Annotated in this window: 25 protein-coding genes; 9 read left to right on the top strand and 16 right to left on the bottom strand. The window is 43.2% G+C overall.

Translation table 11 applies throughout. The features are described from left to right. Positions 1-39: 39 nt before the first annotated feature. The 3 genes from ACKI5J_RS08085 to ACKI5J_RS08075 all read right to left on the bottom strand — a co-directional run bounded on the left by ACKI5J_RS08085 (position 40) and on the right by ACKI5J_RS08075 (position 2,357). Positions 40-855 (bottom strand): MotA/TolQ/ExbB proton channel family protein, encoded by an 816-nt coding sequence (locus ACKI5J_RS08085; RefSeq protein ID WP_407428327.1) that lies wholly within the window; start codon positions 853-855, stop codon positions 40-42. 282 nt (positions 856-1,137) lie between these two features. Continuing rightward, positions 1,138-1,479: a translation initiation factor gene (locus ACKI5J_RS08080; protein WP_407428325.1), complete on the bottom strand. Its 342-nt coding sequence runs from the start codon at positions 1,477-1,479 to the stop codon at positions 1,138-1,140. Between the two features lie 5 nt (positions 1,480-1,484). Beyond that, positions 1,485-2,357, bottom strand: coding sequence for a diacylglycerol/lipid kinase family protein (locus tag ACKI5J_RS08075; RefSeq protein WP_407428323.1), 873 nt, complete (start codon positions 2,355-2,357; stop codon positions 1,485-1,487). A gap of 217 nt (positions 2,358-2,574) precedes the next feature. On the opposite strand from ACKI5J_RS08075, the gene metK reads away from it, so the two are divergent. The 3 genes from metK to ACKI5J_RS08060 all read left to right on the top strand — a co-directional run bounded on the left by metK (position 2,575) and on the right by ACKI5J_RS08060 (position 5,188). Further along, entirely contained in the window at positions 2,575-3,828 is a 1,254-nt protein-coding gene (gene metK / locus ACKI5J_RS08070; RefSeq protein WP_407428321.1) for a methionine adenosyltransferase, read from the top strand. A 63-nt stretch (positions 3,829-3,891) separates the two neighbouring features. Further along, entirely contained in the window at positions 3,892-4,452 is a 561-nt protein-coding gene (locus tag ACKI5J_RS08065; protein WP_407428319.1) for an NUDIX domain-containing protein, read from the top strand. Between the two features lie 4 nt (positions 4,453-4,456). After that, complete coding sequence (locus ACKI5J_RS08060; protein WP_407428317.1) at positions 4,457-5,188, top strand: lysophospholipid acyltransferase family protein; 732 nt, start codon at positions 4,457-4,459, stop codon at positions 5,186-5,188. On the opposite strand, the gene ACKI5J_RS08055 is transcribed toward ACKI5J_RS08060, so the two are convergent. The 4 genes from ACKI5J_RS08055 to pta all read right to left on the bottom strand — a co-directional run bounded on the left by ACKI5J_RS08055 (position 5,185) and on the right by pta (position 10,357). Beyond that, a complete protein-coding gene (locus ACKI5J_RS08055; RefSeq protein ID WP_407428315.1) occupies positions 5,185-5,901 on the bottom strand; it encodes a LytR/AlgR family response regulator transcription factor in 717 nt (238 codons plus the stop codon). The genes ACKI5J_RS08060 and ACKI5J_RS08055 overlap by 4 nt on opposite strands. Before the next feature lie 2 nt (positions 5,902-5,903). Further along, positions 5,904-6,917, bottom strand: coding sequence for a sensor histidine kinase (locus ACKI5J_RS08050; RefSeq protein WP_407428313.1), 1,014 nt, complete (start codon positions 6,915-6,917; stop codon positions 5,904-5,906). 129 nt (positions 6,918-7,046) lie between these two features. Continuing rightward, positions 7,047-8,246 (bottom strand): acetate/propionate family kinase, encoded by a 1,200-nt coding sequence (locus tag ACKI5J_RS08045; protein ID WP_407428311.1) that lies wholly within the window; start codon positions 8,244-8,246, stop codon positions 7,047-7,049. 17 nt (positions 8,247-8,263) lie between these two features. Further along, on the bottom strand, positions 8,264-10,357 hold the full coding sequence (pta, locus tag ACKI5J_RS08040) for a phosphate acetyltransferase (protein ID WP_407428309.1): 2,094 nt from the start codon (positions 10,355-10,357) through the stop codon (positions 8,264-8,266). 303 nt (positions 10,358-10,660) lie between these two features. Between pta and ACKI5J_RS08035 the strand changes: the two genes are divergently transcribed. The 3 genes from ACKI5J_RS08035 to ACKI5J_RS08025 all read left to right on the top strand — a co-directional run bounded on the left by ACKI5J_RS08035 (position 10,661) and on the right by ACKI5J_RS08025 (position 13,364). Continuing rightward, positions 10,661-11,260 (top strand): YceI family protein, encoded by a 600-nt coding sequence (locus tag ACKI5J_RS08035; RefSeq protein ID WP_407428307.1) that lies wholly within the window; start codon positions 10,661-10,663, stop codon positions 11,258-11,260. Positions 11,261-11,298: 38 nt separating this feature from the next. Then, the gene (locus tag ACKI5J_RS08030; protein ID WP_407428305.1) at positions 11,299-12,648 is read left to right on the top strand and encodes a hypothetical protein; all 1,350 of its coding nucleotides are present in this window, start codon (positions 11,299-11,301) and stop codon (positions 12,646-12,648) included. Between the two features lie 104 nt (positions 12,649-12,752). Then, complete coding sequence (locus ACKI5J_RS08025) at positions 12,753-13,364, top strand: YceI family protein (protein ID WP_407428303.1); 612 nt, start codon at positions 12,753-12,755, stop codon at positions 13,362-13,364. 23 nt (positions 13,365-13,387) lie between these two features. On the opposite strand, the gene ACKI5J_RS08020 is transcribed toward ACKI5J_RS08025, so the two are convergent. Continuing rightward, on the bottom strand, positions 13,388-13,795 hold the full coding sequence (locus ACKI5J_RS08020; RefSeq protein ID WP_407428301.1) for a hypothetical protein: 408 nt from the start codon (positions 13,793-13,795) through the stop codon (positions 13,388-13,390). A 106-nt stretch (positions 13,796-13,901) separates the two neighbouring features. On the opposite strand from ACKI5J_RS08020, the gene ACKI5J_RS08015 reads away from it, so the two are divergent. Next, entirely contained in the window at positions 13,902-14,342 is a 441-nt protein-coding gene (locus ACKI5J_RS08015) for a hypothetical protein (protein WP_407428299.1), read from the top strand. Positions 14,343-14,372: 30 nt separating this feature from the next. Here the strand turns inward: ACKI5J_RS08015 and ACKI5J_RS08010 are convergent, their stop codons facing one another. After that, on the bottom strand, positions 14,373-15,014 hold the full coding sequence (locus tag ACKI5J_RS08010; protein WP_407428297.1) for a hypothetical protein: 642 nt from the start codon (positions 15,012-15,014) through the stop codon (positions 14,373-14,375). A 106-nt stretch (positions 15,015-15,120) separates the two neighbouring features. Here ACKI5J_RS08010 and ACKI5J_RS08005 point away from each other — a divergent pair, with 106 nt between their 5' ends. Continuing rightward, positions 15,121-16,347 (top strand): DEAD/DEAH box helicase, encoded by a 1,227-nt coding sequence (locus tag ACKI5J_RS08005; protein WP_407428295.1) that lies wholly within the window; start codon positions 15,121-15,123, stop codon positions 16,345-16,347. Positions 16,348-16,413: 66 nt separating this feature from the next. Beyond that, complete coding sequence (gene mscL / locus ACKI5J_RS08000) at positions 16,414-16,827, top strand: large-conductance mechanosensitive channel protein MscL (RefSeq protein ID WP_407428293.1); 414 nt, start codon at positions 16,414-16,416, stop codon at positions 16,825-16,827. A gap of 5 nt (positions 16,828-16,832) precedes the next feature. Here mscL and ACKI5J_RS07995 read toward each other — a convergent pair whose 3' ends face one another. The 7 genes from ACKI5J_RS07995 to ACKI5J_RS07965 all read right to left on the bottom strand — a co-directional run bounded on the left by ACKI5J_RS07995 (position 16,833) and on the right by ACKI5J_RS07965 (position 23,576). Beyond that, the gene (locus tag ACKI5J_RS07995) at positions 16,833-17,117 is read right to left on the bottom strand and encodes a hypothetical protein (protein WP_407428291.1); all 285 of its coding nucleotides are present in this window, start codon (positions 17,115-17,117) and stop codon (positions 16,833-16,835) included. Between the two features lie 77 nt (positions 17,118-17,194). After that, entirely contained in the window at positions 17,195-17,542 is a 348-nt protein-coding gene (locus tag ACKI5J_RS07990) for a LiaF transmembrane domain-containing protein (RefSeq protein WP_407428289.1), read from the bottom strand. A 186-nt stretch (positions 17,543-17,728) separates the two neighbouring features. Beyond that, positions 17,729-18,142 carry an OsmC family protein gene (locus ACKI5J_RS07985; RefSeq protein WP_407428287.1) on the bottom strand — a complete coding sequence of 138 codons (414 nt, stop codon included), beginning with the start codon at positions 18,140-18,142 and terminating at the stop codon, positions 17,729-17,731. Positions 18,143-18,574: 432 nt separating this feature from the next. Beyond that, complete coding sequence (locus ACKI5J_RS07980; protein ID WP_407428285.1) at positions 18,575-19,003, bottom strand: DUF2147 domain-containing protein; 429 nt, start codon at positions 19,001-19,003, stop codon at positions 18,575-18,577. A 112-nt stretch (positions 19,004-19,115) separates the two neighbouring features. After that, positions 19,116-20,216, bottom strand: a complete 1,101-nt coding sequence (locus ACKI5J_RS07975) for a glycoside hydrolase family 43 protein (RefSeq protein WP_407428283.1) — start codon at positions 20,214-20,216, stop codon at positions 19,116-19,118. Between the two features lie 164 nt (positions 20,217-20,380). Further along, positions 20,381-22,534 (bottom strand): alpha-glucuronidase family glycosyl hydrolase, encoded by a 2,154-nt coding sequence (locus ACKI5J_RS07970; RefSeq protein WP_407428281.1) that lies wholly within the window; start codon positions 22,532-22,534, stop codon positions 20,381-20,383. A gap of 16 nt (positions 22,535-22,550) precedes the next feature. Continuing rightward, positions 22,551-23,576 (bottom strand): LacI family DNA-binding transcriptional regulator, encoded by a 1,026-nt coding sequence (locus tag ACKI5J_RS07965; protein WP_407428279.1) that lies wholly within the window; start codon positions 23,574-23,576, stop codon positions 22,551-22,553. Between the last annotated feature and the right edge of the window lie 151 nt (positions 23,577-23,727).

Below are 23,727 nucleotides of genomic sequence, written 5' to 3'. Positions count from 1 at the left end.
CCGGATATTCCATAAGTGATCCGGAATTATTTTTCAATATTATTTATGCGTACTTGCGTAAGTCTGAACAATCGAGAAGCCAGCTTCGTCAATGGAGTAAGTCAGCTTATCAATCTTTGATGTAAAGATGTTGTACATGATAATCGCAATAGTAGATACCGCAATACCTGTAGCTGTATTAATCAAAGCCTCAGAGATACCGTTTGCTAACGCAGCCTGGTCAGGCGCACCTGCAGTCGCAAGGGCCGCAAACGACTTGATCATACCTGTTACTGTTCCTAACAGACCAACCAATGTACCTACCGATACCAAAGTTGCAATAATTGTCAGGTTTTGCTCAAGCATTGGCATTTCCAAAGCTGTAGCCTCTTCAATGTCCTTCTGAATTGCTAATGAAGCCTGCTCAGTATCCAAGCCCTGATCTGCTTCTACTTCTCTGTATTTTTTCAAACCTGATTTAATCACGTTTGCTACAGATCCTTTTTGTTTGTCACACTCAGTCATTGCTGACTCAATGTTACCTGCTGATAATAAAGTTTGAATTTTTCTTACAAAAACTTCAACACTTCCCGATCCTGCAGCTTTAGAAATTACGATGTAACGCTCGATTGAGAAAACGATTACCATTAAAAGCATCCCGAATAAAATCGGAACGATAACACCGCCTTTATAGATCATTCCAGGAAAGTTTCCTGGTAGTGGTTGTCCATCTTCGCCGAAATTGCCCGGATGTCCCATTACGAACTTCCAGATTAGTACTCCAATAATAATACAGATAACGATGGTCAAACTTGCGAAAAGGTTTGAACCAGTGCTTTCTTTCTTCGCAGTTGTTGGTTTTGGTGCGGTTGCCATTCTTCTTGAAATTTAGTTTTTAGTTTTAATTTAATATAATAGTTGCTACTTATTTGCAATGATACGATAACAAAAATAGAATTTTGAAATTAATAAAAATGTGATTTAAATTACATTTATAAGCCCACTTTCAGGCACTATTTCAATCAGTAATTTTACTCCTCTCCTACTTTTTAGGTAACTTTTTTGATAATCTGATACAATAAAAACCATTTTTTTCTGGAAATGCAAACATCTGAAGCAAAAAGGCTCTATGTTTGACAGATAAACTCGTTTCTTAACTCATCCCCCCGATTTTTTCGCTTTATAACCCTCAGATCTTAAATATTCTAGGATCTTTTCTCTAAAATCTCCCTGCACAATTATTTCTCCGTTCTTCGCTGAGCCCCCTGCTCCGCATTTAGCTTTTAATTTTTTCCCCAAGTCCTGAAGGTCTGATACCGTTCCTCTAAAACCTGTGATCAAAGTAACAGCCTTCCCTCCTCTTTGCTTCTTGTCCAGCTGAACTCGCAGGTCCTGCTGAGACGGCGGCAGCGTAGCTTCTTCCTGATCCGTTTCGTATGTGTACTCGAAATCGGGGTCAGTGGAAAAAACCACTCCGTTTATGTTACTTCTCTTTGACATAAGAGCTAATATAGCACAGAAAGTGATAACGGGTCAACAGAAATAAAAATTTCTTTTTCAATCATTTTAGCTTCCCCGTCAATATGTACTAGTGTATTAGTAACAGATTCAATACGTACAGATTCGCCTTTTATTATTTCAACATACTTAGATTGCTCAGAAGTTTTTGAAAACATTCTCAAACCCATTGAAATAAAGAGATATAAAGGAAACGGTTTAATTATACATATATCAAGGATCCCATCATCCAAGAGTGCTTTTGGAGCAATATGCGCGTCATTCCCATATTGACTTGAATTGGCAAAACTGATCATAAACGCTTCCCTTTCAAAAGTCTTCCCGTCAATTACCAGTCTGTACTGCCCTGGTTTATAATTCAACACCTCTGAGAATGCCTTCTTCACATAGCCGCTAAGACCCCTCCCTTTTAACGCAGCGAATTCATTGCTGATGTGCGCATCGAAACCCAAGCCCCCCATATTGAAAAAACGAAACTCGTTTAGCGTACCGCTATCAATCCGGCGAGAACGAAATTCGTTAAGTCTGACTACAGCCTTCTTCCAGCTCAAGGGAATCCCCAGCGAGCGTGCCAGTCCGTTTCCCGAACCGCAGGGAATGATGCCCATTTTCGTTTCAGTCCCCACAATCGCTGATCCAACCTCATTGATTGTGCCGTCTCCTCCAACAGCCACCACTACATCCACTTTATCCTTCACAGCTTTTCGCGCCAGATCAAACGCATGCTTAGGATGTTTCGTGTAAACGAATTCAGAATTATACATCTGCATATCCAGATGCTCTTTTGCCAATAATGGAAAATCCCGCTTATTCTTACCCCCTGATATTGGGTTTATTACAAATAATATATTCTTTTTCAATCAGTTACAAGTAGTTCTTTTCGTCGCTAAATTAGGTTTTAATTTCTCATAATATAAAAAATCTTCTAAATTTGCATCGCTAAGTGGACTGATTTGCTTTGTTCCTCCGGAATAAGATTGCAACCACGTAAAAAAATTGCTAATACATGCTTTCTTTTACACTTGCTGGTCTTAGCCTCGTCGTCTTCCTTAAGCATTTATATCTTAAACTACAAATATGCCGTATTTATTTACCTCTGAGTCAGTGTCCGAGGGTCACCCGGACAAAGTCGCTGACCAAATATCAGATGCATTAATTGATAATTTTCTGGCTTGGGATGCGGATTCGAAGGTTGCCTGCGAAACGCTCGTAACAACCGGACAGGTAATCCTTGCTGGAGAAGTGAAATCAAATACGTATCTGGATGTGCAGAAAATCACCCGCGACGTTATCCGGAAAATTGGCTATACCAAATCTGAATACATGTTTGAGGCAAATTCCTGCGGAATCTTGTCTGCTATTCATGAACAGTCAGCAGATATCAATCAGGGAGTCGACCGACAGGAAAAACAGCAGCAGGGAGCTGGAGATCAGGGAATGATGTTTGGCTATGCCACCAGCGAAACAACTAACTACATGCCGCTTGCGCTCGACCTTGCACACAAGATCCTGATCGAACTTGCTGCCTTGCGCAGGGAAAACAATGAGATATCTTACCTTCGCCCGGATGCTAAATCACAGGTAACGATTGAATACAGCGATGATCATCGGCCTATCCGCATCGATACCATCGTTGTATCCACCCAGCATGATGATTTTGGTTCGGAAGCGGAAATGCAAAATAAAATCAGAGAAGATATCATCTCCATACTCATCCCGAGGATCAAGTCTATGCTTCCTGCTGAAACGCAACGCTTATTCAATAACGAAATCAAATACCATATCAACCCTACCGGCAAATTTGTTATAGGAGGTCCCCACGGTGATACCGGATTAACCGGGAGAAAAATCATCGTCGATACCTATGGTGGCAAAGGCGCACACGGTGGAGGCGCTTTCTCAGGAAAAGATCCTTCCAAAGTTGACCGATCCGCTGCGTATGCGACGCGTCACATTGCAAAAAACCTGGTTGCCGCCGGAGTTTGCAGCGAGATCCTTGTGCAGGTGTCCTATGCAATAGGTGTGAAAGATCCAATGGGTGTTTATGTAAATACATATGACACAGCCAGGGTCGGCCTTACGGATGGAGAAATAGCGGAAAAGATCCTGGAAATATTTGACCTAACGCCCTATGGTATCGAAACTCGCCTGAAGCTACGCAACCCTATCTACTCTGAAACAGCCGCTTACGGACATATGGGCCGTAACCCTGAGACGATAACGAAAGTATTTGAAGCCGCCAATGGTGAAAAGAAATCCATAGAGGTGGAACTATTCACATGGGAAAAGCTCGACTACCTCGAAAAGGTAAAAGCAGCCTTCGGATTGTAAAACAATGTCTAAATAAAGAAGCCTTCTGCACCAAATCAGAAGGCTTTTTCATTATTTTGCACCATGATTAACGAGGACAAAAATCCCTGGCAGGTTTTATCGCAGAAAGAGATATATACAAATCCCTGGATCAGCATAACGGAGTTCAACGTTATTAATCCGTCCGGCGGAAAAGGCATTTACGGTAAAGTCCATTTCCAGAATTATGCCCTCGCCATCATCGCTCTGGATGATGAGCAGCACATCTGGTTGGTCGGCCAGTACAGGTTCCCGCTCAATCAATACAGCTGGGAGCTACCCGAAGGCGGAGGCCCCTTGCACCTCTCACCACTCGAATCGGCAAAAAGAGAACTCATAGAAGAAACTGGGCTGACAGCTCAAAGCTGGACCGAACTGCAGCACATACATCTTTCAAACTCTGTATCTGATGAACTTGGTATTATTTTTCTGGCAAGAAACCTGAGCATAGGCCAGGCTCAGCCTGAAGAAACAGAAGAACTCCAGTTAAAGAGGGTTCCCTTTGAAGAAGCTTATCAAATGGTCATTAACAATAAGATTACAGATTCAATGAGCATAGCTGCCATCCTACGATTAAAAATTCTATTATTAGAAAACCAACTATAGTATAATGAACAGGCTTTTAGGTTATTTTTTCAGCCCTATCCACTATCTGGCATTTCTTTTTTTTCTGCTGATTTTCCATCCGATACAATGGTTGTGTCTCAAAATCGGAGGCTATTCTGCCCATAAACGATCAGTCGACATCTTGAATTTATTCCTGGTCAGCACCTACTACCTGATTGGATGCCGCGTAAGCTTTATCAACCCCTACGAAATACCCAAGGGCAGATCAATTATCTTCGTTGCCAATCATCAAAGCATGTTTGACGTGCCCGCCATGATTTGGTTCCTGCGAAAATATCATGTCAAGTTCGTCTCTAAAATAGAATTGACCAGAGGTATCCCCAGTGTCTCCTTTAACCTTAAGCATGGTGGAGCAGCCAACATCGACAGAAAGGATCCAAAGCAATCCATCTCAGAAATTTTAAAACTCGCAAAGAGAATGAGAGATAACCATTGGTCTGCAGCAATATTTCCTGAAGGGACCCGCTCTGGTGATGGCGTCATGAAAGCATTTATACCAGGAGGGGCTACAACTTTGATGAAAAAGGTTCCCGGCGCATTGGTTGTTCCTGTAGCCATAGCAAACTCCTGGAAGATCACCCGTTTCGGTAAATACCCGCTGAGCTTTGGCGAACACATGAAGATTACCATCCTTAAGCCATTGGATACAGACGGCTCTTCGCCCGAAGAAATACTAAAAGATGCAGAAACGGCAATCAGAAACCATATTGCCTAAATATTTCTGTACTGAATTTTATTGAAAAATCCCTCCCTGAATGTGTCTCCTATAGGTATGATCTTATCCCCTATCTGAATTCGCCCTCTTTCAATGCTTTCTATTTTCGGGATAGCGACAATATAAGACTTATGAACCCGCGCAAAGATCTCTCCAGGGAGCGCTTCTTCCATCTTTTTCATATGCTGAAGGGTAATAATCCTCTCCTGGGGCGTAAAAATGGAAATATAATCTTTAAGCCCTTCTATATAAAGGATATCATTAATATAGATCTTTTGAATGCGATACTCCGTTTTAACAAAGATAAAGTCCTGCACACCTGAACTCAGCTTTTCCTGGACCATCGCAGGCTTTTCCTGCACTTGTTGCGCCTGAACTTTTGACACAGCCTTGTAAAACCGATCGAAGGCGATCGGCTTTAGCAGATAATCAGCCACATCCAGATCATATCCATCAAGTGCATATTGTGAATATGCCGTAGTAAGAATCACCTTACATTTTCCTTTGATGATTTTCAGAAACTGAATCCCAGTCAATTCCGGCATCTGTACATCAAGGAAAATCAAATCCACCTCCTCAGTCTGCGCAAGAGCCAGGGCCTCAAATGCACTGGTCGTTGCTTTAATTAACTCCAGACTGGGCACTTTTTCAATATAGTCTGTAAGGATATCTAGAGCCAGTGGTTCATCATCCACAACTAAACATCGTATCATGGTTATAAATGTAAAATTAATTTACAATAGTAGATCAAGCCTCCGTTCTCTATGGTTAGCTCATATCTTCCCGGATAAGATAACTCAAGACGTCGTTTCACATTGCTCAATCCTATACCTCCAAGAACATCTTTATTCTGGAGGTTCTTCTTATTATTTACCTCAAAAATTAGCTCGCTCGCTCTCACCTGTAGTTTGATGTCAAGCGGAATGGCTTCATCTGTTACAATACCATGCTTAAAACAGTTCTCCACAAATGCAATCAGGATCAGCGGAATAATTTGCATCCTCTCATCGACCCCGGAATAACTAAAGTTAACAAAAGCTCCGTCCTTGAAGCGCAGTTTTTGCAGTTCTATATAATTTTGGAGATACCGTATTTCACGTTCCAACGGCACAGTGGGCTCATTGCTATCCTGCAACATATACCTCATGATTTCTGAAAGCTTAAGTATGGCAGCAGGTGTCTTCTCTGAACGCTGATAAGCGAGGGAATAAATATTATTCAGTGAATTAAACAGAAAATGAGGGTTTATTTGCGACTTAAGAAAGGCCAGCTCTGCAGTAAGCTTCTCATTCTCGAGGTTCTTTCTAACCTTTTCATTTAAAAACCAATCCCCCGCAAACTTAAAGGCGGTACTGATAAAAACAAAAAATGCCCCCGTTACGGACGCGACAATGATATACTCCCAAAATGTCACATAATAATCCCTGTTGGGCCCGCGTATCAGCACTATTTCCCTGAAAAAAGATGCTACTGCGTACTTAATTACCGCAGACGACATAATCAGCAGAAGAATGCTGACAGCACAGCCCAAATACCGTCTGCTATTTAGAAAGCGTGGCAGTATGTAGAGGTAATTGATATAGAAAACAGTGATGTTGATCAGGCCGAAATAAAGAAATATAACCACCGCATTCCCGAGGTTACCGCTCCGGCTGCTGATATATACAAATAGAATCAATATAAGAGCCCATATCAATACGTGCAGACATGCTCTTTGCAAATTATTCATTGTCCTAAAATACCTTAAAGAAACTGTAATCTAAGATACTTTATACCAACCATTATTATTTATCTTCCAACCGCCTGCAAAAAAAGAGGCTGCTCCTCTCGGAAAGCCTCTCTCTTCTTTGAACCCGGATTAGTTCTGAATCAGTTCAAAACACTGTTTTGCTATCTCCAGCTCTTCGTTGGTAGGCACTACCAGTACCTTAACCTTAGAATCCTGCAGACTCAATTCCCTTAAGCCCTTTGCACGAATCTTATTCTCTTCCTCGTTAAATGTGATACCAAGGAACTCCATATCACGGCATACCATCGCGCGAAGATCCGGATCATTCTCACCAACGCCCGCAGTAAATATGATTGCGTCTAAGCCATTCATCGCTGCAGCATAAGAACCTATATATTTCTTAATGCGGTAAGCATACATATCATATGCAAGTTTGGCACATTTATCCCCAGCATCAATCGCCTTCAGTATATCCCTCATGTCGCTGAACCCTGTTAAGCCAAGCATACCGCTTCGCTTATTCAGCAGTGTATCTACCTGTGCGATGTCATATCCTAACTGATTAACCAGGTAAAAAACAACCGATGGGTCGATGTTACCACATCGCGTACCCATGATCAAACCATCGAGCGGTCCTAAGCCCATACTCGTGTCGATACATTTGCCACCGTCAACCGCTGCCATGCTGCAACCATTGCCCAAATGAATCGTGATCAATTTGGCATCGGGCTTGTTCAGGTAGGCTCTCGCTTCTTCACTCACATATTTATGACTCGTACCATGGAAACCATACACACGCACGCCATAATCATTGTAAAAGCTCTCGGGAATAGCATACCGGAAAGCTTTCTCAGGCATCGTCGAGTGGAAAGCGGTATCAAAAACAACCACATGAGTGGCCTTACTGAAGATGTGCTCAGCCACGTTGATACCTACATAATGACCTGGGTTATGCAAAGGCGCTAAAATGGCCAGGCGTTTAATCTCTTCCTTCACATCGGGAGTCACCTTGCAGGTTTCGACAAAAGACTCACCTCCGTGAACGATCCGATGGCCAACAACTTCAATCTCCTCCGGATTCTGGATTACCCCTATCCCCGGCTCTGTAAGCAGCATCCCCACTTCCTTCATTCCCGCATCATGATCCGGCAGATCCAGTACGCGTTTAATCACCTGTTCCTGATCATTGACATAAACCTTATGCGTGATAATCGACTCCTCAAGGCCGATGCGTTCTACCAGACCGGAGCAAATTGGACTTTCAGACGGCCACTTAAACAATTGGTATTTTATTGAGCTGCTTCCGCAGTTTACCACAAAAATATTCATCCTTTTCTATTAAAAAATTAGCTTTGTTGACTTTGGATCGCCGTAATGATGACCGTGTTGAAGATATCATCTACCGTACAACCGCGGCTCAGGTCGTTAACGGGTTTATTCAAACCCTGCAACATAGGACCGATAGCGAGTGCACCTGTCTCACGCTGAACAGCTTTGTAAGTATTATTACCCGTATTCAGATCCGGGAAGATTAGCACGCTGGCCTGACCCGCAACCTCAGAATTTGGCAGCTTTTGCTTACCAACAACCGGATCTACCGCCGCGTCATATTGAATAGGCCCTTCTACCTTCAGGTCCGGACGCTTTGCTTTAACTATTTCAGTAGCTCTGCGCACTTTCTCCACGTCTTCACCTTCCCCTGAAGTTCCTGAAGAGTAAGATAACATAGCAATACGAGGCTCAATACCAAAAAGGATACTGCTTTCGGCTGAGGATATAGCAATCTCAGCAAGTTGTTCCGCACTAGGATTCGGATTTACTGCACAATCGCCAAATACCGATACACGATCAGGCAGACACATGAAAAAGACAGACGACACTACCGAAATCCCAGGCTTCGTTTTCACAAACTGCAAAGCGGGTCTGATGGTGTGCTGGGTAGTATGAACAGCTCCAGAAACCATTCCGTCAGCATGCCCTTTATAGACCATCATAGTTCCAAAGTAGGATACGTCTGTCATCAGATCCCTGGCCATTTCAATGGTTACATTCTTATTCTTTCTTAATTCATAAAGCGTCTCTACGTACTCTCCGTAATACTCAGACTTGGCAGGATTGATAATACGAACTGCACTCAGGTCCAGATCGAGTCCGAGCCTCTTAACTGATGCAGCTATAATATCGATATCTCCCAGGATGGTCAGCTCAACAATCTCCTGTTTGATCAACCGGCTTGCGGCCTTAAGTATTCTGTCGTCATGACCTTCTGGCAATACAATATTTTTGATCTCCTTCTTCGCCCACTGTCCCAGCTGATACTGGAACATATGCGGCGTAATGCCTTCAGGTGTGAACGTGATAATCTTCTCATCCAGCGATTGCATGTCCATATACTTGCTGAAGGTATCAATCGCCAGCTGGATCTTTTTAGCATTATCAGTTGTAATCTTTGGCTTGATAGAATCGATCTGCGTAATAGTTTGAAACGTCCCCGTCTTCACCGCGATAATCGGGAATACCGTCTGTGAACCTTGCAACAGTCTGATAATAGGCTCTTCAGGCTCTGATCCGGCAGTCAGCACCACACCTGCAATTTTAGGGTAATTGGTAGACAGATTTGCCTGAAGCGCACCGATAATGATATCACCGCGATCTCCGGGCGTTACGATCAGCACGTTCTCCTTAATATGATTCAGAAAGTTTGGCACATTCATCGCACCGGTAACGAAATTATCGACCTGGTTAGTCAACTGGTCTTCGCCAAAAAGGAGCTTTCCACCTAAATTCTCATATATCTCTTTCATGGATGGGCTCTGTAGGCCCTTATCTTCCGGTATAACCGCCAGTATGGATCCTTCGGGAAGCTGAACTTTAAGCAAATCCTGTACATCATCCACCTGATCAGGCTTAACCCGGTTTGCCACAATCGCCAGAACCTGCATTTCCCGTGCCTCAAAATTTCTTAACATCGTATGAGCCGAGTTGATCACCTGTGCAGTCGTTTTATTCTCTCCGGATACTACGATGATAACAGGTGCTCCTAAATTTTTTGCTATTGAAATATTGGCCTCAAACTCAAATGCCGCACCTTCGCCAATAAAGTCGCTTCCTTCTATTACTGTGAAATCGTAATTTGCTTCTATCTTCTTAAACTTGCTGATAACAAGGTCCATCATCTGCCCCTGACTGTCTCCCTCTATCTGACGCATCGCTTCCTGCCTCGTAACCGCATATGTATCTTCGTAGTTAATTGGCAACCCGAAATGTTCAATTATCGTTTGAACGTGAATGTCTTTCTCTTCAAGAGGGTGAAAATTGACAATAGGCTTGAAATAGCCGACCCGTTGCGTCTTTCCCAGGAGCATGTTAACAAGCCCGAGTGCAACGATTGATTTCCCGCTGTAGGGCTCTGCTGTCGCAATAAAAATATTTTTGGTCATGATCTGTTTTTGAAATAATGCACGAAAGTAGGGTTAACTCCTCCAACCAGGAATGACAGCGGTCACATTATCGCTAATCGGCATCCAGTGCCGCAACATTAACTTTCTTATGACAATATAACTCTCATTAAGTTTTTCATAAGTATAACGATAACTTCGCCGCCTTTAGTTAATAATTTATCTTGTTCTAACATTAAATGTTCAACGTCACTTTTGTAAATAAGGGTCGTCATTCCCTCTCCCCCTGCTTAGGTCTACATTTGTAGCATACAACAAGAGTTACAACACCATAAAAATAGAAAAATGAAAACGGCAACAAACACACATTACACTAAAAACTTCCAGAAGATCCTTGTTCTTCTTGCGTTTACCCTCAGCACAGTCGCATTTACGCAACGTAGTGCCGCACAAACATACAAGATCGCTCCGGGATCAGAAATCAAAGTAGCCGGAACATCCAATATCCATGACTGGACCATGCAAACCAATACCATAGCCGGCGATGCTCAGGTCACCCTGACTGGAAAGGATCTTACCGATGTAAAAGCGCTGACTTTCAACATAGCGGTAAAAAACTTGAAAGGCAAAGAAGACTTACTTAATAGCAGAGCCCACAAAGCCATGAAGGCCGATAAATTCCCTGCAATCGCTTTCAAATTAAACTCAGCCACTGTTAGCGGAGATATAGTAAAAGGCACAGGTGCTCTAACCATAGCTGGTGTTACAAAAGACATTACAGTACAAGGAAAGGCCAGCGAAAATGCAGATGGTTCCATTTCCCTGAGCGGCACGAGAAAAATTAAAATGAGCGAATATGGTATACAACCTCCTTCCTTCATGCTGGGCGCATTGAAAGTAGCCGATGAAATAAATGTAATCTACACGTTGAAGCTAAAAAAATAAACCTTCAATCATTCATACACAAGTAAACACCAAATACAATGAGAACTAATTTACTATCAATTGCAAAAAAAGCTGCCGCAGCAGCAATATTCATAAGCCCCGCGCTTGTGAATGCCCAGGACAGGAACTGGACTAACATGAGAGCCTATGACCAAAGCGGAATAAATGTCTTCGAAGCTCCTAAAGATACGCTTACTGAATTCGACGGATTGAAGGTGAAGTTCGGAGCAGGCTTTACTCAGTCTTTCCAGGGATTGAAGCATGAAAACACTGCCAACAATCTGTATAAAATAAGCCCTGGATTTAATACTGCTAACGCCAACCTTTTCATGGATGTGCAGCTAGCTGATGGTATCCGTCTGAACCTGACAAGCTATTTGTCTTCCCGTCACCATAACGAAACGTGGGTAAAAGGTGGTTATATTCAGTTTGACAAGCTTCCTTTTAATGGAAAAATCTGGGATGATATCATGAAGATCACAACCATCAAAATCGGACATACCGAGATTAACTATGGTGATCAGCACTTCCGCAGATCAGATGGTGGACAAACCCTGCAAAACCCCTTTGTGGAGAACTATATCATGGATGCCTTCGCAACAGAAATCGGTGGAGAAGTTTATGTACGCCAGGGTAATGCATTCGGAATGCTGGGTGTATCTAACGGATTGATCAAAGGAAACATCGACAGCGTTACTGCCGGCAGAGATGCACAAGGAAATATCGTAGATGACAACCTGCGTAAATCTCCTTCCATCTATGGTAAGATCGGATACGACGCACAGGTTGACGAGAATGTACGCATCCGCGTTGCAGGATCATTCTACCATAATAACAGTGCAGGTAACAACGGAAACACCTTATATGGTGGAGACCGCACAGGTTCAAACTACTTCATGGTGATGGAACAAATCTCGACAGTGGCCGGAGCCCCTATCAATCCTGCACCAACTTATGCTTCTGCAGCTTTCTCTGGTCGCTTTAACCCGGGCTTCACCAAGAAAATCGATGCTTTCCAATTCAATGGATTTGTTAAAACCTACGGTCTGGAAGTGTTCGGAACGTACGAAATCGCGAAAGGAAGATCAAAATCAGAGGCTGATTCAAGAGACGCTAAACAATTCGCGATCGAAGGAGTGTACAGATTTGGACAAAAAGAAAATGTTTTCATCGGTGCCCGCTATAACACAGTAACCTCAGAACTCGTAGGAAGCCCTGAAGATATCAAAATTGACCGTGCATCTTTCGCAGCTGGCTGGTTCCTTACAAGAAACGTACTATTAAAAGGCGAATATGTAAACCAGAAATATAAAGATTTTGCAGTAACAGACTACAGAAACGGTGGCAAATTTAATGGCTACGTAATCCAGGCTGTTGTAGGATTCTAGTAAACGGTTCTTTTGAACTTAACAAAGTCAGGTTGAACCTTCAACCTGACTTTTATTTTTTATTATTGCAGCGCTCTGGACTCGTCAAGACTAAGAGATACTACATGAAATGCCTATCTATATATTCACTCACCCTTTTTATATCCTTGCTGTGTAGCTTTACGCTTCACAAGTCCGCTCCGGCACCTACTCGTTGGGTGGTAATGAATGGCGGGTCCTTGAAAGTGAAAGGCACAACAAACATTAATACCTTTAAATGTGATATCACCGGATATAGCAATTCAGACACCATACTGGTGTATAAAAATCAGATTCAAGAAGGTAATTTGCCGTTGAAAGGCAGGCTCGGTCTCAGTGTGAAGCTTTTCGACTGTCATCATGCCGTCATGACAGCCGACCTTCGCAAAACGCTGAAAGCAAAAGAATTTCCTCAACTGAAAATTAGCTTTATAAATCTGGAAAAATTTCCGGCACTGAGCTCCAGAGAAAGTAAAATAAAAGGAACGGTTGACATCGAGCTCGCCGGCAAAGTAAAACGCTTTACGGTTGATTACACATTCAAGCTGGATAATCAGCGAAACATCCAGCTCTTAGGCGAGCGGGATGTTAATTTTTCCGACTTCGGACTTACTCCTCCAAGGAAGCTGGGTGGAATGATCCAGACAGATAATAAACTAAGCGTCGAGTTTAAGCTGACACTCAAAACGCTTAGCTAGCATGCATCCTTGAGCCGGCACATCTAAGGGTTTGTTTTAGCTAAAACAATTCCAGCGACAGTGGCCTGCAGTAAACCATAAATAAACCAGCTGGCAACCATCACAACTGTGATATCCATCGCACTGAACGTAATCCACATGACCGGCAGTAGCGCTACCAGCCCATACACAAAGCCGAACTCGATTCCCCTTAATACAAAGTTACCCCCGAAAAGCCCTTTAAACCTGTCCCAAAACCATGACAAAGCCAGGCTGATGATAAAGGCGTGCAGATAAAACAGAACATCACGGCTCCCGTCTGAGTTAAATAATGGGTTGTTGTAGTCCAGGAACAATTCCGGAAAGAACCTGATTGACAGGAAGAGCCCTCCGTAGCTCATTATAAATAAGATAATTCCGACGAGTAATCCGTTTAAAACGACTCTTTTCATTACATTTTTGTTTATTCTCTATATCAGCAAGTTAAATGACTTATGTCATTTTTACCCGGCAAAAATAACCTCATTTTTATACTTATCATTATTTAATATCAATATTATGAGAGCGGAAACAACATCACCGGCAGGGACAGGTTCCAACATCCAAGGACTCTATCTTTCATCAAGAAACTGGCTTTCATACATTGATTTCTTCGAGGATGAGGTCAAGTTTCTAAAGAAACTGATGCTGAAATTTTTCGGCGATGAGCTTAACGATGACCGGATCAATAAGATCCAGCTGATCAACTGTTCAATCAATTCACTAGATCGGAAGAAAAATGCCGTCCTGAGCAAAATATTCTGCCACCAGGCGAACCTGAAAGCTACAATTGAAGAACTAATGAATTTAAGTGAGGACTACCTCACCGTTCAGCATGAGTCCATACAACAAGATGTCATGGCCCTGCAAACCACCCTGGACGAAATAAAGGCAGAGCTGTACTCGACCACGGAAACCCAAATCAAACAGTCGCGTTGGGTAAGCAGCATGACCGGATAGTTCCGTTAATCTTAAATTCCTGGCAATCCATTATTCAGCTATTTCGCTATGTCGGCTGGAAAGAACACCCTGGACCCTATTAAGTGAAGCCAGTTTTATGTTCTTAGCTGCCAGATATTCATCCAGCGTCTTGCTAATGGTGTACTTAAAATTATAGGGGAACTTACAGGCTTTTTTATCCAGCGGCTTTTTATAAGTATCAGTTATCGTATACAAGGAATCAATAAGCAAAAATTCCTTATTATAATACCCGATGCTGTTTTCCATGGCGGCGCCGTGCGTACAACCATTGTTTAAAAAGTTGTTCTGTCGTTGAAACGCAAATAACTTACCGTCAGTATCGAAATAACTTTTATAGGCAATAAACCACTCACTCGTTGCATTGTAAGGCATTTCAGAAATAAACAACACTTTTCCGGTCGTATCGCGTAGCAAATTGTAAGTAGTCTCTATATCTCTTGGATACCCCCTGCCCTCTACTATCTGCAGCTCACGCTTGCCTTTAACCTTAACCAGTACCTGAAGCGTACTGTCAGACATCATATTGTCAATCCTCGTTTTTAGTGCTGCAAGCTCTTTAAGAGCAGTGTCTTCCTCCTTATTCTGTTGGGAACTGGAGCATGAAGTGTATAAAAGCGCAAGCATGGCCAGGCCTATAAAATAGTGTTTCATCTCGAACATGCGTTTAGGAGCTCAAGTTACCGCTTTCTCCCGTACTTATCAAAGTATAAATTGTTGAAAATTATATTTAACTTGGCAATGAATAATACAACATATATTGACTTTCCAGGATTTTAATTTCGAAGAGCAACTGCTTGACGGCATTCTAAGTATGGGTTATAAAGAACCCACCCCCATTCAGCAGCAAACAATACCCTTAATTCTTCAGGGGAAAGATTTGATTGCCTGCGCCCAAACAGGCACCGGTAAGACCGCATCTTATTTGCTCCCTGTATTAAATAGCATATCAAAAACTGATAAAAAACACACGCATACACTCATCCTTGCCCCAACACGTGAACTGGCTCAACAGATTGACCAGCAGGTGGAAGGACTCGGCTATTTTACAGGCATTAGCTCGGTAGCCGTATACGGCGGAGGTGACGGCATTGTATATGGACAGCAGCAGCGCGCCTTAAAGGACGGCGTTGATATTGTCATTGCTACACCAGGCAGACTGATTGCTCATCTCAACTCAGGAACCTTCAAGGCCGAACATCTGGAATGTCTGATTCTCGATGAAGCAGACCGGATGATGGATATGGGCTTTTTGGATGATATCATGCGCATCATTAGCTTTCTTCCTGAAAAAAGGCAGACGGTGATGTTTTCAGCGACCATGCCGCCTAAAATCAGAAAGCTTGCAACATCCATTCTTAACAAGCCTGAACAGGTAACGATGGCTGTTTCGCAGCCGGCAGCGGGCATCGACCAGCAAATTTATAAAGTGGCCGATAGTCAAAAAATCCCTTTGATCACCTTGCTGCTTCAGAAAAACGAATATCAGAGCGTAATCATTTTTGCCTCTACCAAAGAAAAAGTAAAAGCACTTTACAAATCGCTTAAAGCAATACATATACAGGCAAAGCCGTTTCATTCAGACCTTGACCAGTCTGAGCGTGAAGAAATCATGCTTTCTTTCAGAAACAGAAAGCTGAGAGTACTGATCGGAACTGACGTGATTTCCAGGGGTATAGATGTCGAAGGCACCAGCCTGGTTTTGAACTTTGATGTGCCGGGTGATGCAGAAGACTACATTCACCGCGTTGGACGAACCGCCCGCGCAGAGACCACCGGAACCGCCATTACATTTGTAAATGAAAAAGATGTACGTAAACTTGCCAGTATAGAAGCACTTATCGGCAGGCCTATTCCGCATATACCTCTTCCTCCTGAGATTGGCGAAGAACCAGTTTTCAAGGCGTCCACAAACGGTGTTAAAAAGAAAAAGAAGAAAAAATTCATTAAACGTACTAAAGAAGCCAGCACAGAATCTTCTCGTTGAACCGATGTGCTTTTCACGCAAAAGTTCAATTTAACTTAAATATTCACGAACATTAAATTAAACAGCATGAGTATCGTTAAAGAGTTTAAGGAATTTGCGGTTAGAGGTAATGTAATAGACCTCGCAGTCGGTGTCATCATCGGAGCTGCCTTTGGAAAAATCGTCACGTCATTGGTTGACGATATTATTATGCCCCCGATAGGATACCTCACAGGTGGCATTGATTTCGCCGACAAGGCATTGGTTCTTAAAGAAGGAGATACGGCAAATAAAATTGCAGCAGTATCTATTAAGTATGGTCAGTTCTTAAATACCCTGATTCAATTTCTGATTGTTGCATTCTGCATATTTCTCATCGTGAAAGCGATAAACTCAATGAAAAGGAAACAGGATGTTGCCCCAGCTGTCCCTGCTCCGCCTAGTAAAGAAGAAATACTTCTTACTCAGATACGTGACATATTGAAAGAGAAGAGAGACTGAGTGCGCTAGTAAGCGAACACCCAGTTAAGTTTTTTTTGCAGGCCTGGCGCAGAAGCCGGCCTGTATCTTTTAGATTGCTTCCTCATTGAAGGCACTTGAACAACAGGGCGCGTAAGCACACTGTCGGCCAAGCCTCTGTTAAGATTTTCCCATTTCGGCTTAACAAAAGTTGGAGACACCTTCACAGAACCTATCGTCTCAATCGTCTCAGGGTTGACCTTATCACGCTCCTCAGACGCAGACAGGCTCAGCGAAACAAGCAAAAATAATATAGTAAAAAGTCTGTTCATATCATTTTTTTATGGCGGCAAAGGTAGCCAGAAAGAACCAGGAAAATATCCATAGAAATGTAAGTTTATCCTGCCGGTTAAACTTCGGAATGCGAGCCAAGATCACACTTCCGATGCTTACCGAATAGAAGGTAGAGACCGATTGCGAGAAGTACTGCGGGGACGACTAGTTCAACCGAAAAGATGCTGGGGTTAATCTTGCTTGCCAGGAATGCCATACCGGTTGCGATACATAAGTATGGACCCGCCTTGCTAAAATGGTTTTTAACACCACTGATCACCCCAATGGAGATCAGGATCATCGGCCAGCTGATAAGCCAACCAGGAAAAATATTGCTCCCTCCCAGCGTATGTACTAAAAGAAGGGTCCCGAATGCTATAAGTAAAATGCCGGCTATGCCCGATCCTGCTCGTTGATTTTCCATTTTAATTCTGTTAAATTATTAATTGACGAATCAAAAGTAATTTCTTGCAGGCAGCGGGCAAATGATCATTAGGCCAGACCAATGGAATTCTCGGTAAACACCCGGAATAAACAGGTGAAATAAGCGCTTAACGAAGAAGAGCGGACTCCTTTAGAAATCCGCTCTTCTTATCTTATGTGTATTCTTTTAGCTTAGCAACTTAGCTTCAGATGAGATCTCCGTATTTAGCAATTTACTGATCGGACAATTCTCTTCCGCATCTTTCACGGCAGCCTGAAACTCATCTGCAGAAATCTCAGGAACAGATCCTTCAACAACCAGGTGAGATTTGGTAACGGCGCCGTTTTCAAAGGTGATATTACAACGAGTACTGAGCTGTTCTGCGGTGAAACCTTTTTCGTTTAAAACAAAGCTGAGCTTCATGGTAAAACAGCCGGCATGCGCCGCAGCTATCAACTCTTCAGGATTCGTTCCTATTCCCTCCTCAAAGCGTGAATTGAAAGAATACTGTGTATTATCTAATACGGTACTTTGCGTGGTTAGACTACCGTTTCCATCCTTGCCTGATCCGTTCCAGACAGCTGTTGCATTTCTTATCATAATATTTTGTTTATATTAATTTATTAACGGTTATACGCGTGCTTGGTTTGCTTAAAAGACCCAGCTGGATACTAATATATCGATTTGACCCGTTAATAACTAAACGAAGCAAGAAATCTCAGTTGATAAAGTCTCAATTTGGAGATTAGTTGGCGGGTTGAGATTAAAAAGATTGTAATCGGTATCGATTTACATTATAAAATCGATAAAAATTAAAAAGATTGATTAAAATATTTGCAAGAAATCATATCTGATACTATCTTTGTATCAAGCAAAAGGAAATAAATGCTTAAACACTGTAGAGTGGTGAAACAGGATAAACTTCCTGAAGGTTCGACTCCTTCTCTAACAGCTCCTTTCAATAATTTAGGTTTATAATTGGTTAGTTTGAGCTCTCGCCCATCGAGAGCTTATTTTTTTGCCCTTATTTTTTTAAAGCCTTACCATAGTTTCCGTTTTCCCAATAAAACTAAAGCCCAGGTATCCTCTTATCGACAGTTTTCCGTCGCCAGACAAAGAAAGTTTGCAGTCGTAGGTTTTGCCCGAACGTGGATCGTAAATCTTACCTCCTGTCCACACACCATTATGATAGCTAAAGTTTCTTAAGATTTCCAATCCTTCCAGCTCCCTGTTACGTTTCTCTGGCTCCGGGTTCTTCTCGTCCTTCCGAACATTGCCATCCTTATCATACGGATCCTTAAGCCAGTACAGCTTTCCAAAGAACTGCTCCCCCTTTTTATAGATCAACACCCTCGCCTCTCCTTTATGATCCGCCCACTTACCCAATATACCATTTTCATCACCTGCGAAAATCAGCCCCGGTAATTGCAATAGCACCAACAATATCCAAAATCTCTTCATAGCAAGTACTGTTTTTTGTAAATACACACTTTGATGACATTTGTTTAATACCGAGCGATAATTCTTTAACCCTAGAGATCGGATTGCCCACTTTAATGCCCTTCTATAGGCACTACTTTATTCGCAAAGGCTCGATCAGCTCGATTGAACCATCTTTTGCATGCTTCAGCTCCGTTACCTTCATATTTCTCAGATAAGTCTTATCCGATAGTTGGGTATCATGGTAAAAAACATACCACTTGCCTTTAACCTCAACGATAGAATGGTGACTGGTCCAACCATGCACAGGATTCATAAAAGCTCCCTGGTAAGTAAAGGGGCCCATAGGACTGTCTCCGGTTGCATACGCAAGAAAATGAGTGTTGCCCGTGGAATAGCTGAAGTAATATTTGCCATTGTATTTATGCATCCAGGCAGCCTCGAAGAAGCGCTTGTCGTGATCCTTTGTCAGGAAAGGCTTTCCATTCTTATCCAGAATTTGCACATCCCTCACCGCTCCATCAAAGCTCAACATATCAGCACTCATTTTTGCGACCTTCGGAGCAAGAGCTGGGGCATCATCTTTCAGCAGATCCGTTTCCGACCCTTTTGGATTAAACTTTCCTCCTTCCCACTTCTGCAGCTGACCGCCCCATATTCCGCCGAAATACATATAGGAGACACCATCTTCATCTATAAAAACCGCCGGGTCTATACTGAAGCTTCCCTCAATAGGCTTTGGCTCTGCCTTGAAAGGCCCCGAAGGTGACTTCGAAGTCGCTACTCCTATCCGGAAGATACCTTCGGGGTCTTTCGCTGGAAAGTATAGATAATAAGTGCCATTTTTAAATGCGGCATCGGGCGCCCAAAGCTGTCTTTGTGCCCAGGAAACATCTTGCAGTGACAAGGCTACACCATGATCTGTCACTTTGCCACCAATGCTATCCATCGAGAACACATGATAGTCACGCATATCAAAATGATCACCACCTACAGATTGCGGTGTTCCAAAATCTACGTCGTGGGACGGATAGATATAAATCCTGCCATTAAATACATGAGCCGACGGATCCGCAGTGTACATGTTATTAACAAGAGGTTGAGAAAGATACTTGCCTGTATCTACTCTGCTAGTTTCTTGCTGGGCAGTCGCTTTACCACCACTGCTCTGACATCCGGCAGCTAGCAACACACTGACTGCCAAAGTCAAAGCCAATTGCTTTTTTTTGTTCATATCTTCAACGGTTATAAATAACTGGTTAATAAAAGTCTCTTTCGGTTCAAAGAAGCTGCAAAGACCGGCGGTTCCTTTTCGATTGTGACCGGTCATTACCACATGACGTTGATTCTACATAACCCCACTACACCCTAACTAGCCACGTGGAACATACTCAATATTCAGATACCCGGCACGAAGTGAAAATGCTGGCTTTCATAAAATTTGAGCGATTCTTTGGGAGGTGTTACTCCCTGCGGGTACGGCAGGCCAGAGCGCGATTGAAAATAAGCAAGACAAGCGTCATGCCACCACCAAGCTTCCTTTTTTTGTATGGCAAGCAGCATTCTTACCTGATCAAACCGTTCCTGATCCACATAAGGTGCCAAAGCATTCCAACCCTGAATTAAAGGATCCATGGATTCGGCGCCCGATTGATAACGTTGGCATAAAGCTTCCCAAAGCGATTCGCCAGTCTTCATCCGGTACGACCAAGGCAGCCGATGAAACCATAAAAGATATTCCGGTGGGCAGGTCTTCAAATCACCATAAAACTTCCTGACTTGAGGGCTGTATTGTGAAAGTGCATTGCTGCCGCTCGCTGTACGGTCGAACCCAATAGCCAGACTATCCGCTTTATGATAATAGAACGAAGTCCAGTCCATTCGTGGCTTATCTTTAATCCACGGAGCCGGACCGTAATGATGGTCCCAACCCATAATATGGTGCAAACCAAGTGGCGTCATATAGTTTACCAGGTTCTCTCTCGACTTCATCATCATATCCCTCAACGAAACCTTAAACTCGGAAACGTTAGAGAAGGTCATTCCTGTCCATTCATCAGCGATACTTTCCGAGCTAAGCTGGTGATTCCAGGCCAGCCGTCCGAAAGCATACCAGTTTGACTGTCCGAACAAATGTCCCGTCCAATTCAGGTCATCCCCTATATTGGCCACACCGGCGATACCCGATAAAGCGTGTTTGTCCACACTTCCGTCTATAATCCGGGCAACGGTTGACCCTTTGCCTTTCACATAAGTATCCGCATCGAGCACCTCTTTATACAAAGGAGCCTGGTACACCAAGTGTGTGGCTTGACCCAGATACTCCTGTGTGATCTGAAACTCCATCATCAGCGGAGTTTTGGGCATAGCTCCGAAAAGCGGAGAGAAAGGCTCTCTGGGTTGGAAATCGATAGGTCCGTTCTTAACCTGTACCAAAACATTTTTTCTGAACTGGCCGTCTAAAGGCTTAAACTCATTGTATGCCTGCTTAAAGCGGTCTTCTGCAACCTCATGACTGTACACAAAAGCACGCCACATGACGATACCATTATGAGGCGCCAGTGCGTCTGCTAACAGATTTGCCCCTTCAGCATGAGAACGACCGTAGTTCTGTGGGCCCGGCTGCCCCTCTGAATTGGCCTTCACTAAAAAGCCGCCAAAGTCTGGAATATGTCTGTATATCTCATCCGCTTTATCTTTCCACCACCTTTTTACGCCCTCATCAAGCGGATCGGCTGTCTTTAACTTGCCAATTTCGATGGGAGAACTGAACCGGGCAGTAAGATACACCCTTATTCCGTAAGGCCTCAGGACGTTAGCGATTGCCGCTACTTTTGGCAGGAACTCTTCCGTCAAGATCAGAGAATTGGCGTTAACGTTAGTTAATACGGTACCATTAACACCGACAGAGGCGTTCGCACGCGCATAATCAATATAGCGTTGCTGAAGGTATCCCGGCAGAAGGTGCCAGTTCCAAAGAGAAAAACCTGCATAACCACGTTCGACGGTACGATCGAGGTTATCCCAATGATTAAGCACACGATGCTTAAGCAAAGGCTTTTCAACGATATTCAGCTTGACGACAGGTTGCTGCGTCTGAACCAGCCTGAGCAAATGAAAGGAGCCGTATAAAACGCCTATGTCCGTATTGGCGGCGATAACGGTAATTTCCTTGCCGTTATGCACCGTGGATGACAGCAAATAACCCTCGTCCCCTAATCCGGCCAGCGCCTGTAGCTTCAACCCCCTGATCAGGGCGGAAGAGGCAGGCGTTCCGGCAACAACCGAGCCTGCTTCGATGCTGGCCGTTGAGGATAAGCCCAGCGTTCTTCCCAGCAAACCGGACAAACCCTTCCCCAGTTCATCAGACGCTGCTTTCAATGTTGGTGATACCGTATCAATACGTATACCATTCAAGCTCTTAAGATACTGCGTTCTTAAGGCTTCATCATTAATCTGATCATACCGCATCCACAAGCGATACCCGCTTTCTGCAAAGCTGTGGCCGACACTCATTAAAAAAATGATCAATGCGAATACTAATTTCTTCATAAAGGTTACAATTGGTTTATACCACTCCTCTAAGGGAAGAGCTTCTTACTATTAATTCTGATTTAAGTACAAGAGTTTCCGGTGATGGATTAGCAGCATTGAGCTGGCTAATAAGCCTTCTGGCCACCACCTCTCCCATTTCCTGGCCGGGATAATTTACCGTAGACAAGGCGGGTTCAGTAATGCGTGAAGTAGCGTCATTATTAAAACCGACAATGGCCATATCTTCGGGAATTTTCAATCCTGCCTGCTTTAAAGTCTTCAGACATATCGCCGCGCAGAAATCATTCGAAACGAAAAGCCCGTCGGGTAACACATCCATTTTCAAGATCCGGTTCATCACTTTCATGGCGGAAATTTCCGTCAGGTCAGTTTCAAAGACAAGTGATTCATCGAAAGCAATTTTCTTATCTTTCAGTGCCTGTTTATAACCGTCTCTTCTTTCTGAATAAACGTCCCGGGTCGTATTGCCGGTAATATGTGCAATGCGGCTGCATCCTTGCTCTGCCAAATGAACAGCTGCTTCATAACCTGCTTTGAAATTATCGATAACCACTTTGGTATACTCGTTTCCGGCAACGCCCCGATCTGCAAACAGCAAAGGTATGTTGTGTTTGAAGAAAGGCTGAAAATGGGCAAGACTGGTGGTGTTTGCCGCCAAGGCAACGATAAGACCATCGACACGGTTGTGCATCATCGTTTCCGCGTATTCTGCCTCCTTTTCCTGCGATTCAAGCGATTGGCTGATCAACATATTATAACCGGCTCCGTTCACTTCCTTTTCAATGCCTGCGAGCATCGCTGAGATGAAATAACTATTCAAACGCGGGACGATGACACCAATAGTATTTGTTTTTCTACTGCGGAGATTTCTTGCAAACGTATTAAACCGATAGCCCATTTCGTTCGCAGTATCAAAGATTTTCTTCTTCGTCACTGCATTTACGGCGGCATGGTTCTGAAGCCCCCTGCTGATAGTCGAAGGAGATAAACTAAGTTTTTCAGCAATATCATAAATGGTAACTATTTTCTCCTGGCTCATAAACTGGTTAGCGAACTGTTGCAAATTAATAAAAAAACCCAATATGCAATCGGTTGCAGTTAGATTGTTACTTGTTGGTATTTTAATTGGTCAGCGTCTAATTCATCCAGCTATCAAGCCGACAAAAGCCCCACATGAGTCCGACTTTTTG

This window comes from Arcticibacter sp. (assembly GCF_045629565.1).
In the GTDB taxonomy this organism is placed as follows: domain Bacteria; phylum Bacteroidota; class Bacteroidia; order Sphingobacteriales; family Sphingobacteriaceae; genus Arcticibacter.
This window is presented reverse-complemented; position numbering and strand designations above follow the sequence as displayed.